General features: G+C 28.7%; 4 protein-coding genes. All 4 read left to right on the plus strand.

The features are described from left to right. Positions 1 to 221: 221 nt before the first annotated feature. The 4 genes from AXW82_RS00165 (at position 222) to recA (ending at position 14,809) form a co-directional block, all read left to right on the plus strand. Positions 222 to 11,957, plus strand: coding sequence for a DUF1410 domain-containing protein (locus AXW82_RS00165; protein WP_223212159.1), 11,736 nt, complete (start codon positions 222 to 224; stop codon positions 11,955 to 11,957). Positions 11,958 to 12,165: 208 nt separating this feature from the next. Beyond that, positions 12,166 to 13,068, plus strand: a complete 903-nt coding sequence (locus AXW82_RS00170; RefSeq protein WP_004794184.1) for a Cof-type HAD-IIB family hydrolase — start codon at positions 12,166 to 12,168, stop codon at positions 13,066 to 13,068. Beyond that, positions 13,068 to 13,754 carry a ribonuclease HIII gene (locus tag AXW82_RS00175; RefSeq protein ID WP_004794185.1) on the plus strand — a complete coding sequence of 229 codons (687 nt, stop codon included), beginning with the start codon at positions 13,068 to 13,070 and terminating at the stop codon, positions 13,752 to 13,754. Before AXW82_RS00170 ends, AXW82_RS00175 begins: the two co-directional genes overlap by 1 nt. A gap of 56 nt (positions 13,755 to 13,810) precedes the next feature. Further along, the gene (gene recA / locus AXW82_RS00180) at positions 13,811 to 14,809 is read left to right on the plus strand and encodes a recombinase RecA (protein WP_004794187.1); all 999 of its coding nucleotides are present in this window, start codon (positions 13,811 to 13,813) and stop codon (positions 14,807 to 14,809) included. Positions 14,810 to 14,856: the final 47 nt, after the last annotated feature.

Below are 14,856 nucleotides of genomic sequence, written 5' to 3' on the forward strand. Positions count from 1 at the left end.
TTTGATGTTTTTTTGTTCAAAATTATAGGTTTTTCCAATTTATGAAAATAAGAAAAAATAGACTTTTTGTTTTCAGAAAAAAGCGTTTATAGCTTGCTCGTAGCATTAAAAATAAAAATTTCACTTTTTTATTTTGTTATAATTAAAGAGAATAGTTATATATTCTATATATAATTCTATATATAAACTATTTTAAGACAAATAAAAGAAAAAGAGGATATATGAGCAACCCAAATAATGAAGACAAAAAGAAAAAAAGAAGAAAAAAAGCTTTAATTCTTTTAGTTCCATTACTTTTATCAGGTGCAGCGGCAGGTGGTATTGCTGCAGCATTGCTTTATAGAAATTTAAATAAAGATAATTACAATCCGTATTTAAATTACTATGGTTACAATGATAAAGGTGACATTAAACTAGAATTTGTTTTACCACAAGAAAAAGTAGAACAATACAAAAACAGAGAAGTTTCATCAGTATTTGTAGATGAAAATGGAAAAGAATACATTGTTTCAGCTACAGTTGATGCAAATGGTAAAGTAAGTTTTGATACTTCATCACTTCCTAAACCTGGTAATTATAATCTTTCAAAAGTTGTTGATAAAAATACAAATGAACAAATATTATCAAAAGAAGAATTACCAGCCGAATTAAAAACTTCAATTAAGAAACCATCTGTTGATGGAAGTTTTTCAACTAACCCAGATACAAATTCAAAGGTATTGAACTTAAATGTAAATGAAGGTCTTGCTAATAGAGAATTAGAATTAACATTCACAAATGAAAAGGGTGAAATATTCACACAAAAAGTGAAAGTGGATAAAAACGGCCAAATTTCATTTGATTCAAAAGACTTACCTAGTGGTTCAAAATGAACTTTAACAAAAGCAGTTGATGCAGATAGCAAAAACCAAAATCCAGTTATAAATGTTAATGATATTCCAGAAGAATTGAAAACTATTGACAAACAAGATTATTCATCAAGTTTTTCAAATACAAAAAACGGAAATATTGAATTATCATCAAAAGTTGATACTTCAAATGCCGGAAAACAAGTTGTTGGTGTATTTACAGATAAAGACGGTAAAGAAAATAAAGTTGAAGGAACAGTTCAACCAGATGGAACTGTTAAGTTTGATACTTCATCACTTCCTAAACCTGGCGAATATAACTTAAATAGAATTGTTGAAAAAGATAATGAGAATAATGTTATCAAATCAAATGATCAATTATCAGATGTAGAAAAATCTTCAATTAAGAGACCAGAAGTTTCTATTTCAAAAGAAAATAAAGATATCACTGGTTCTACAATCAATATTTCATTACACCCATCTAAATCAAACAAAGATGTTATTTTAACATTTACAGATGCTAATGGAGAAACATACAAGGTTCCAGCTAAAGTTGGTGTTGATGGTAAATTAGTATTTGATTCAAGTGAATTCTTAGATGAAGGTAACAAATACACCCTACAATCAATAACTGATAACGAAGGTAACAAGGTAGCTGATTTATCAGAATTAAGTCCTGAAGATTTAATAATTGATAAGATTAATTATGCAGAAGTTATTAGCAATAATTCAAAAGGTGATAAAAATATTAATCTTGACTTAGGACAAGCGAATGCAAATAAAGAAGCAGTTGCTATATTCACAGATAAAGATGGTAATGAAGTAGAAGTTCCAGCACAAGTTGACGCAAATGGTAAATTAGTAATCGACACATCTAAACTTCCAAATCACAATGAGTATAAATTAAAAGAAGTTAGAGATAATAACGAAAACGTTATTTTATCAAATAGCGAATTACCAGAAGGAGCAAAATCAACAATTAAGAAACCTGAAGTAACAGTTAATGTTATTGAAGATGAAAAAGGTTCAAAAGACTTATCATTAAATTTACCACAAGATCAAGTTGGAAAAGAAGTTGAAGCAACATTTACAAATTCAAAAGGTGAAGAAATAAAAGTAAAAGCTACAGTTGATGCTAATGGAAACTTAGTTTTAGACACATCAAATAATAATTTATTCCCTGAAGGTGAAAAATATACTCTTAACAGTATTAAAGATGCTAACGGTAATAAAGTTGTTAATTTAGATAATGTTGATACCATTGTTGTAAACAAAGTGGGTGAAAACTCAACATTAAACAACAAAAATAACTACTTAGATGATTATTCATATAACAAAGATGGACAATTAGAATTAAATGTAGCTTTACCAAAAGACAAAGCCGCTGAATATGCTAATAAACCAGTAACAGCTGTATTTGTTGATGAAAATGGTAAAAAACATGAAATTCAAGCAACAGTTGATGCTGAAGGAAATGTTAAATTTAATACAAATGACTTACCTAAACCAGGTCAATATACTTTAGATCAAGTTGTTGATTCTGCAACTAACCCAGCAACTACTTTATTATCTAAAGATCAACTTTCAGATGAACAAAAAACTCCAATTAAAAGACCAGCGGTTTCTGGAACTGTAACAACTACAGAGAATGGAAATGATAAAGTTCTTAATTTAGAATTAAACCCAGCTTTAGCTAACCGTGAATTAGAATTAGAATTTACAGATGAAAATGGAAATAAAATTAAGAAAAATGTAAAAGTTACTCCAGAAGGAAAACTTGTATTTGATTCTTCTTCATTACCTGAAGGACAAAAATGAACACTTTCTTCAGTTAAAGATGCTGATAATTTAGAGGGTGGTCAAGTATTAGATACAAACGATTTACCTGAAGAACTTAAAGTTATTGATAAAGTAGATTATTCAAAAGTACTTACACCTAACGATAAAGGGTCAGTAGATCTAAATGTTAAATTACCAAAAGATCAAGCTGGTAAAGAAGTTACTGGAGTATTCAAAGACAAAGATGGAAACTTCATTCAAGTACAAGGAACAGTTCAACCAAACGGAACTGTTAAGTTTGATACATCTTCTTTACCTGAACCTGGTGAATATAGTTTAGATAGAGTTTTAGATCCAAACAACGAAAACGCAGTTCTAAAAAGTGCAGATGATTTATCTGAAGCTGAAAAAACAACAATCAAAAAACCTGAAGCAACAATTTCAAAATCTGGAACAAATCAAGCAGATGCTAAAATTTCAATTGATTTACACCCTTCAAGAAGTGGTGAACAAGTTACAGCGACATTTGTTGATAAAAACGGAAATAAAGTTGAAGTTCCTGCAACAATTGGTCCAGAAGGTAAGTTAGAAATTGATGCAAGTAAATTACCAGATGGAAAAACATATACACTTGAATCAGTTAAAGATAACAAGAACCAACCAGTTGTTGATTTAAGTAAAGCTAATAAAGAAGATTTAGTAATTGATAAAGCAAACTATAATGATGGAAGCGTTTCTCGTGATGAAAACGGAAATGCAAAAGTTAACGCTCAATTGCCAGAAGGTAATGCTAACAAAGAAGTTAAAGCGGTATTTACAAATGAACATGGTGAAACATTTGAAGTTCCTGCAACAACAGATGCTAATGGAAAAGTTTCATTCGATACATCTTCATTACCTACACCAGGAAACTTCTCATTAGATAGAGTTGTTGATAAAGAGTCAGGTGAAGCAATTCTTTCAAATAATCAATTATCAGATTCTCAAAAAGTTAATATTAAAAAACCTGAAGTTACAGCAAAAGTTATTGAAGATGCTAAGGGTTCAAGAGACTTAGAGTTAAGCTTACCACAAGATCAAGTTGGAAAAGAAGTTGAAGCAACATTTACAAATTCAAAAGGTGAAGAAATAAAAGTAAAAGCTACAGTTGATGCTAATGGAAACTTAGTTTTAGACACATCAAATAATATTTTATTCCCTGAAGGTGAAAAATACACACTTAAGAGTTTAACTGATTCTCAAGGAAACAAAGTTGTTGACGTAGCAAAACTTCCTGAACCTATAACAGTAGCTAAAACAGGAAATAAATTAAATGGTGAAGTTTCAACAAAACCAGATGGTTCAAAACAACTTGAATTTAATGTTCCTGAAGGAGCTAACACAAATGGTGCAGTTGCTAGATTAACAGATGCTAACGGGAATGTTGTTGAAGTGCCTACACGTGTTGATGAAAATGGAAAACTTGTTGTTGATACAAGTTCGCTTGATCCTAAAAAAGTTTACACACTTGACCAAATTGTTAACCCAACAACAAGTCCAGAAACAACACTAGTTTCAGGCGATGACCTAACAGAAGATGTTAAGAGAATTAATGATACAAAAGAAGAAGCAAGAAAAGTTACATTTACAAGATGAAGTATTTCAGATCTTGCTACTACAAAAGCAAGTATCGAAGTTTCTTATGAAGATATCAATAACTTAATTGATCCTAACGCAAACTATGTTTTAACACTTAGCAAAAAAGATGATGCAAATTCAAAAGTAAGCGCTAAGGCAAAAGTTAATAAAGAAAGAAATAGATTCTTCTTTGATTTTGTTTCCTTAGATAAAGACACATTTTATGTTTTTGATTCAATAAAACCAGAATTTACTAATGATTCAATTACATTTTTAAATAATCTTGACAAGCAAGAATTTAAAACACCAAAATTTGAAGTTGCTGTTTGAGCATCAACAACTGTTTCAAACGAAACAACAAACTCAGTTTCAATCAATTTTGGAATAGATGTTTCTAATTCTGTTCAATTAGATGACGCTGCTGAAATAAAAGTTCACTATGTGAAGTTAGAGAAAACAGGAAATGAATCTGAAGAACAAACATTCACTATAACCAAAGCTAATCCTTCACATTCATTAAGTGGCTTAACAGGTAATACTATTTATGTAATTAAACAATTATCTATACAAAAAGATGGACAGAAAGTTAACTTATTTAAAAATGAAACAACTAAATTCACTCAAGAATTTAAAACCAAAGCGACCCCAATTACTTTAACATTCGATTCTTCAAATGAAATTGATAATATTATAAACTTCGAACAAGCAAGATTGACATTTGTTTATAACGATGCTGACGGAAGGTTAGAAGAGGGTAATCCGGTTGAACTAACATTTAAAAAACTTGGTTCAGAGGAAATGTTAAAAGCTAGCGGAAGAGTTGCAAACAACAATAAAATATTAATTACTACAAATAATGATTTAGAATCTAATACTGAATATGTTTTAGTTTCATTAACTACAAGTGCTAAAAACACAAATTCAGCTTATAATTATACTTTCGCAGCATTTTCTCAAGAAACTAAATTTAGAACAAGAGAAACAGTATATGACGTCGCAAATGTAGTTTTCGCTGAAGAATATGCAAGTAATAAGTTAGATAGTAGACAAGTTAGAGTAACTTTAGATAAACAAGGTAGAGCTGCAGATAACAAAACAGCAAAAATTGTGTTTAGATCAGAAAGTGATGGATCTGAAATTATTTCAGATGCTCAAACTATTTTAGAATCAACACAAGAATTAACATTTACAATCAATAATTTAATATCAAATAGAAATTATATATTTGATAGATTAGTTTATGGAGAAGGTGATCAATTAACTAAGAGATTTATTAATAAAAATAACGTTAATTTTGCATTTATAACAGAACCAGGAAGAACAGAAATTAGTAATTGAACATTTGAAGATTTTACGTTAAACTCAAATGATTTAAAAGTTACATTTAATAATCCTGATCAATCATTATCAAAAGATTCTATACTAGAATTAACTATTACAAAAACAAATGATGAGACATTTGTGCAAAAATTTGATTCAACATTAGTAACAGCAAAAGATTCTAACTTTGAAGCTTTATTCGATAATATTCCAATGGATTTAAACCAAGAATATAAAGTTGTTTCAATTAAAGTTAAATCACCTGTCACAAAATCATATAGAGGTGTTAACGGAACTTCAGAAAATATAATTTTCCAAACAAGCGAAGGAAACGAACAAAAATTCGTAAATAAATTTAAAGTTCTTTCAGTTACAAACAGTGAATTATCAGAAAAACAAACAACCGTAACAGTAACATTTGATGAAACTAATAATTTACTTCAAGGCAAATCATTCAGATTGAAATATGTTGGTAACGGAAATGATGAAAAATTATCATCAGTAGCTACATCAGTAACTGATAAAACTGCAACATTTACATTATCAGATATCGATTCAAACAGACAATACACATTTGTTGGTGTATATTATGATGAATCTAATAAAAATGACTCTTCATTTGTAATTAGTGAAGATAAGAAAATTGTAGCTGATAATTCAGTTTCAAATGTAATCACAGTGGCTCCTCAAGAAACAAAAGTTTTAAGTCATGAAATTACAGAAAAAAGCATGGAAGCAAATACACTAAGATTTGCAATTAACAATCCAGATAATGTATTCGAAAATGGACAAGTTTTTGTTTTAGAATACTTCAAAACAGAAGATGCAAATACTACATTAACAAAAGAAGGAAGCTTATCTATTGATCAAAACAATGTTTATGTAACATTCGCAAACATTGGAATGGATGTTAACAAAGAATATAAAGTAAAAAGAGTATTGGTTAAATCAAAACCAAGCAAAGCACATGTTGATGTAAATAATAACAACATTATTTATGATAAAGATTCAACTAATGCTACAGAATATGTTCTTCAAAACAGATTTAATATAACAAGTGTTAATTCAGTTGTTGCTCAAAATAATGATAATGTAACAGTTACAATTGTTGTAGATAGCAATAATAATTTATTAGAAAACAAAAAATATAAAGCAAGATTTGTTGATCATAACGGTGTAAATCCAATTTTCACTGAAGTTGCAACTGTTGCTGGTAATACATTAAGTCTTTCAATTCCTTCAATTGCAAGAAATAGAGAATATACATTTGATAAGTTGTACTTTGAAGAAGGAACAGTGGATGGTTCAAGAATTAATTCAAATTCTAAATTTGTCCCAAATACTTCAAATATTGAAAACAAATTTGAAGTAACTCCTGGTGAAACTACAATTCAAGGAACTCCGAGTGTAGAAACCAAAGCAATTGATTCAAATACTATTAAGTTTATAGTTAACAACCCTGATAAATCATTTAATGTTGGCAATTTAATAGTTGTTGAATATTACAAAGTTAAATTAGAGGAATCTGAAGCTGAAGATGTTGTAGTAGTTGATAATTTAGCATTAGCATCAGATTCAAACGGAAACTTCTCATTTACTTTAAACTTACCAATGGATATTAATAGAGAATACAAGATTAAATCTATTAAAGTTAAAGAAAAATCTAGTGTTCTATTCAAAAATGTAAATAATGACGCTGATAATGCTATTTATAAAGAAGGAAACGTTAATGGTGTTGAATATAGATATAAAAATACATTTAATTTAGATTCAATTTCATCAACAATACAATCAAATACAACATCAGCTTCAATAAGTACAACTTTCTCAATTGATGATGCTTATAAAGCAGGTAAGAAATTTGTCTTAAAATACGTTGACAATGCGGGAAATGTTAAATGATCAAACCTTGTATCAGATATCACTAACCCTGGATTTACATTATCTAACTTAAATTCAAATAGACAATATACATTTGAAGCTGCATATTTTGTTGCAAGCACAGTTGAAGAAAGTGGTTTAGAAACAGCTGATAAAACAATCATTGCTAAATCAAATACAGTTTCAGATACAATTTCAATTGAACCAGCAACAACAAATGTTTCAGAGTTCACTAAATTAGAAAAATCATTATCAGGAATGTCAATTCAATTTGAAATTAATAACCCTGACAAATTATTTGATGAACACACTGAAGTTACTTTAGAATACAACAAAGTGTCAGCTCAAGAATCAGAAGCTAATTTAACAGCTACTGCTAATTTAACTCCTGTTGCAAGTGATACAAATAAATTCACAGTTAAATTCTCAAACTTAACATTAAACTTAAACGAAGAATATGCAGTTAAGAAAATAAGATTAAGTGCAAAACCAAGCGCAGCATGAAAAAATATAAACGATAAATTAGATAACGTTATTTATAATTCAGCAGAGAATAGTGAAAGATATGAATTTGAAAATAAATTTATTGTAACATCTATCGCTGATTCTTCAAGTTCAGCAACTGATGGAAACAAAAATATAACAGTAACTTTTGAAGGTGATCAAGAATTAACTTCAAATAAATCATTTAGATTAAAATATAAAGATCAAAATGATGTTGTATATTGAACATCAATATCCGCTATGCCTACTACAGGAACAACAACTGCAGATGTACAATTAACAAACCTTAACAAAAACCGTCAATATACATTTGATTCAATCTACTATGATGCTACAGGCACAAATGATGATAGTTTTTCACAAGACTCATCAACTAACTCTATTCCTCTTAAATCAACAGTATTGCACACATTTGAAGTTGAAAAAGGAGCTACTGCATTACAATCATTTACAACTTCAAATCAAACTTTAACATCAACAGATATTAAAGTAGTTGTTAACAACCCGGATAACGCTTTATCAACTGCGGATACATTAAATATTCAGTATGTTAAAGTAAGTGATTCAAGTCAATCATATTCATTGTCAGCAAATCTTGTTGCTGAGGGTGATAACTTCAAAGTTGAATTTACTAATGTAACAATTGACTTAAATGAAGAATATATTTTAGATAGAGTTTGATTAAATGCAAAACCTGGTCTTGCATTGAAGAACATAAGTGAAAATAATGTTATTTATCAAAAAACAGATAATAATAATCACAAATTTATGAATAAATTTAAATTAGATTCATTAGAAATACCTTCAAATGAATCTAATAGAAACGTTGCTACAGTAAATGCAACTCTAGATTTCAATAATAATCTACAAACAAACAAAAAATATAGAGCTAAATTTATAGTAAATGAAGATCCTAATAGAATTGTTTGATCTAATATAGTTGATGCAACATCATTAAATGATAATTCTAAGAACTTAGCGCTAAGTCTTAGTGGTTTAGAATTAAATAGATCATATAAATTCGTTGGATTATACTGAGGAGAAGCATCTTCAACAGAAGATAATTTCCCTAATACAAATGATCACTTATTAAAACAAACATTTAGTGATGATAAGAAATTTGAAAATCCACACGGAGATACTAAAGCATCTGAATTAACTGTTTCAGATCACAAATTAAATTCTGTTGATCTTAAGTTCAAGTTAACAAACCCAGATAATGGATTTACGGCTGGAACAACAGTTGTAATGGAATATGTTAAAAATTCTGATCAGAATAATACTTTAACAAGTCAACCTGTTGCTTTAACATTGGAAGGTGATGCATATTACGCTACATTTGATGATTTCGCTATTGATTTAAATACTGAATATACAATCAAGAAGTTAAAAGTAACAGCAAAACCAAATGTTTTATTACACAACGTTAATAATAATGCTAATAATGAAATTAATGTTACTGAATTACAAAATTTAGGTATTGTAAATAAATTAAAACTAGCTTCAATTAATAATTCAAATCAACAAGATACATCAACAATAAGTGTTAAATTAGACCAAAATAATGGATTATTAAACAACAAATACTTTGCAGCTAAATACACATTAAGTTCAGGCGAAGTTGTTTGAACAAATGTTCAAGCTGCTGTTGAAAGTTCTAGTGAAACAGATAAGGCCGATTTAACCCTTACATTATCTGATTTAATTTCTAATAGAACATATACATTTGTTGATCTTTACTGAACAGATAATCAAAACGCAACTGCTAGTGACTTAACTAACTTAACAGATGCAAATAAAGTTGTAAAAGAAAATTCAATTTCAAATTCATTTACAATTGCGCTTGGTACAACAAGAATATTATCTAAATCATTAACAGATTCAACAATTAATTCTGGAAACTGAGAATTTACTGTAAATGACCCTGATAAATTAATGTCAGTAGGAAGCACAATAGTTGTTGGATATATTAAAGAAAGTGATCCAGAAGGAACAACTCTTACTGAAAAAGAAGCTGCGTTAGTTCAAGATGGTGCAAACTACAAAGTAACATTTGAAAATGTTCCAATGGATGTTAATACTAAGTATCTAGTAAAAGAACTTAGATTAAAAACAAAAACTAAAGCAGAAAATCCTAATATTAACGGAAGAGATAATAACGCTATTTACAATTCAGTTTTAGACACTGAAGAACAAAGTTTTATTAATGAATTTAAACTTACATCAGTTTCAAATAACATGAGTAGTGGTGCTGCAGGGGTTTCAGAAGCTACAATTACAGCAAACTTTAAAGCAACATCTAACTCAATTGGAGCAGATTATAAATTTGCTGTTAAATACGTTTCAGCTGATGATGCAAACGAAGTTCTTATTTCAAATTCAGTTTCATCAAATAGCACAAGTTCATTAAACTTTACTTTATCTAACTTGAACAAGAATAGAAATTATAGATTTGTAGAATTGTTATATACAAAGGATAATACTGATATTTCTAGTTCAAATGGTGCTGCATTCCCAATTGAAGGAACAGTTAATGATTCCTTTATAATAGCTCATGGATCTACAACATCTAGCACAGTTACTAATACAGTTACAGCAACATCTCAAAATATAACAAGTGTTGAACTTGAAATTATGTCAGAAGATAATGTGTTAGAAGCCGGACAACAACTTACCTTAACAGTAGGCCAAAAAGATAATAGATCAGATCAAACAGATAAAACAACAGTAGGAACAATAGTAGTAAGAGAAAATAAATTCTATGCTATATTTAATATAGAAGGTCTTGCTGCTAATATGGATTACAAAGTTTATGAACTAAAATTCAATGATAAGCCTAGAAAAGCGCATAGCGATGTATATTCAACTGACTCAAATGTTGTAGCAATACCAAACGAAGAAATAACATTTAAGACTTCATTAGAACCAGTTGCTGAAACAGGAAGCCAAATTACATTGGTTGAATCTCAAGAAAAAGATGCTAACTTAAGAGGAAAAGATATTTTAGAAGCTTCATATGAAGTATCAGGAACAATAACAAATATAAGTATTCCATTGGATCTATATGATTCAAGTCAATCAAATAATGGATTTGTTATTACCTATAATGGTACTGCTTCATTAAAAGATCGTACAACTGGAACGCATAGCGTTGTTGCTCATGATGTTTCTTATGATACATCAAATAAAACTATTTCATTTAAATTAAAAGGCATGAAAGCTGGTTATACTTATAATATTGATTCTCTTATATTTAAACAAAATAGTCATACATCTACTACAGATAAAACAGATAAAACGATTAATTTAGATAATGTTACAAAAAGTTCTCATACTGCAAAAGGTTATGGTTGAGAATATCTAGAATTTAAGTCTGATTACTCATATTGACCTTCTGCTAATGATGGAAATTCATTAGTTGCAATGCTTGGTTTCCATAAAGGTTTTGAAGCAAATGATTTTACTAGACTATTCAACTATATTAAATTTAAAGCTCCTACAGGAGAAAAAGATTACGCTATAGGTCAATCTGGTTCTGCTGTTTCTTTAGATGTTATATGATTAGAAAAATTAAAATCAGAATTAAGAGAAGCTGTACAATCCGCTCAAGCTTTAGGTAATAAAAAACCACACTTCGGAAACAATAATTTATTTGGTATTCAACTAGGTAGAAAATGAGAAGATAACGCAACTAAATTTATAAGATTAATGAACGCTCACGCTCGCCCTGAAAGTGACTTTTATAAACCTCAATTAGGTGTGACTGGTCCAAATAGCGTTTTAGGTAGAGGTATAATGAATGATACTTGAAAATTTGCTAACAATGATTCTTATTTAAACTCATTGGATAGAATTTTAAATGTCGTTAATACTTTTAATGTAGTACCTGAAGATAAGATAAACGATTCTTCAGACTATCATTCAGGAGGCAGAAGCTACAATGAAAGAGAAGCAGGAAGCAACGGATGGTATTTAATGACTGACTCAGAAAATTCTAATTGAAATTAATTAGACTAACAAAAAAATATTTCAGATTTAAGTCTGAAATATTTTTTAAAATTTTAATTTAAGTATTATAGACAACTACTGTGTATTACAGATGATAATTAAAGGTATTAATATATCAATTAAAATTTATTTATTATGTTAAAATTTAAATAAGACATTCATGAAATTTAATACTTAATAATTATTAATAATAAAAAAGGAGAAAATTATGGAAAAAGAAAGATATTTATTTGCCATTGATTTAGATGGAACTACACTACGTTCAAGTGCTACTGGTGAGGTGCATGACCAAACTATTGCTGCAATTAAAAGAGCAAAAGATGAAGGTCATGTTGTTTGTATTTTAACTGGTCGTCCATGAAGAAGCACTAAATTCATTTATGAAGCTTTAGGGCTTGATACTGTTGTTTCGAACTATAATGGTGCACACATTCACCACCCTAATGATGATGCTTTTATTCCTTACATAAAATATTTAAACCTAAATGAAGCTTTATATATATTAGGTGATGAAAAGGTTCAAAAAGAAATTTCGAATATTGCTATTGAAGGACCAGATTGAGTTCAATTACAACATAGAGATGAAGATCTTGAAAAAGTATTCGGATTTTCAACTACACCAAAATTGAAAATAGGTTTAGATTTTCATAAAATACCTTTAATGCCAACTGGAATAATCTTTGATGTTAAAAAAGACACAGATGTTGAAGATTTAAGATGCTATCTTAAAGCAAGATATGGTGATTTAGCAGAATTTTCATATTGATCTAAGGGTGAAGGACTAAGCCCTGTGTTTGATATGACAAATATCACTGCGAATAAAGGTAAAGCATTAAGTATGCTTATTAGATATTACGATATCAAAACAGAAAATACAGTTGCTCTTGGAGATGGGTTTAATGATGTTCCAATGTTCAAAGTGGCTAATGTTTCTGTAGCTATGGGTAATGCTACAAAAGATGTAAAAAGATATGCAACAGTAAGAATTTCTAAATCAAACAAAGAAGGTGGAGTTGGATGATATATAAATAAATTCTTAGACAACCCAGAATTAGAAATACAAAAATCAAATGATAAAAGAAAAAAAGTTAGACAAGCAGAGGAAGAATAATGTTTTTTCTTGATCATCTAGATTTTGATATTAACAAAGAAAATATTTTAGGCATAGATGAAACAGGAGTTGGAGATTATTTCACTCCTGTTATTTCATGTGCTGCATTGTTGCCGATAGAAATGCATGAATGAGCAAAGCAATTAGGTGTAAAGGATTCTAAATTATTATCACAATCAAAAATTAATGAAATAGCCTCTATTTTAAAAAATAAAATACCACATTTTATATACACATTATCACAAAGTGGTTATAATAAACTTACTAATAAAAAATTTAATGCTAATGAAATTAAATTTTTTATACATAGTCAATCAATCATTAATTTTGATAAAAAATTCAACATTAATTCAAAAAAAATAATTATTGACAAATACTCAACTATAAATTCTATAAACAAATATAAAGATAAGTTCAGTTTCATTAATGAATTTAATGATATTTACAATAAATACAACCAAATAACATTTATAGAAAAAGCAGAAACTATATCTTTATCTGTTGCTTGTGCATCAATACTAGCAAGAGCTCACCTAAATAAGATAATGGAAGCACAAAGAAATGAGTGAGATTTTGATTTTCTTTTAGGAGCTAGTTCAAAAGTAAAAGAACAAATCAAAGAGTTTGAACAAAAATTCGGTTCAGATTCTTTAGAAAAAGTGGCTAAAACAAGTTTTAAACTTTAATTTGTTCTTTTTTAGTTCACTTATATAAAAAAAGTTACCTTCATATTGGAGGATTAATGATAGAAGATAAAGAATTAAATCAAAATAAATCAATTATAAAATCAGCAATAAATCAAATAGAAAAGAAATTTGGAAAAGAATCGATAATGTTGCTAGGACAAGTTCCTGATGTTTCTGTTGAAACATTTCATAGTGGAAGTTATATATTAGATGATATCTTAGGAATTGGTGGATATCCCAAAGGAAGAATTATTGAAATATATGGACCTGAAAGTTCAGGGAAAACAACTTTATCACTTCATGCAATTGCTGAAATTCAAAAGCAAGGTGGAATAGCTGCATTTATTGATGCTGAGCATTCTATAGATCCAATTTTTGCAAGCAAACTTGGTGTGAATACAGATAGTTTAATTTTATCGCAACCAGACTCAGGTGAACAAGCTCTTGAAATTGTAGATATTTTAGCAAGGCTAGGAAATATTGATTTAATAGTTGTAGATAGTGTCGCTGCTTTAGTTCCATTAGCTGAATTAAACGGAGAAATGAATGAGCAACAAATAGGAGCTCAAGCAAGATTGATGTCAAAAGCATTAAGGAAAATCACTGGTAATCTTAATAAAAATAAAACAACAATTATTTTTATTAACCAAATAAGAGAAAAAGTTGGCGTTATTTTCGGAAACCCAGAAACAACACCTGGTGGTAGAGCATTGAAATTTTACTCAAGCATACGGATAGAAGTTAGAAAAGGAACACAACTTTCAGGTGATAAAGATATTTCGGGAAATGAAATCAAATTTAAAATTGTTAAAAATAAACTTGCAGCCCCTTATAAAACAGCACAAACCGAACTACTTTTCAATGAAGGAATAGATAAATTGGGCGAATTAGTAGATATCGGGGTATCACAAGGTATTTTAGATAAGAAGGGTGCATGATATTCTTTTGAAGGCAATAATATAGCACAAGGTAAGAAAAATATGAGAGAATACATTAAAGATAACATTGAATTAAAAAATAAAATTTTGGATTCACTAAAAAACAAAGGAAATTAATTTTTTAATTTTCTTTTTTTATTTAAATTAAAAAATAAATTGTAATA

This window comes from Mycoplasmopsis canis PG 14, from assembly GCF_001553195.1.
Classification (GTDB): Bacteria; Bacillota_I; Bacilli_A; order Mycoplasmatales; family Metamycoplasmataceae; genus Mycoplasmopsis; species Mycoplasmopsis canis.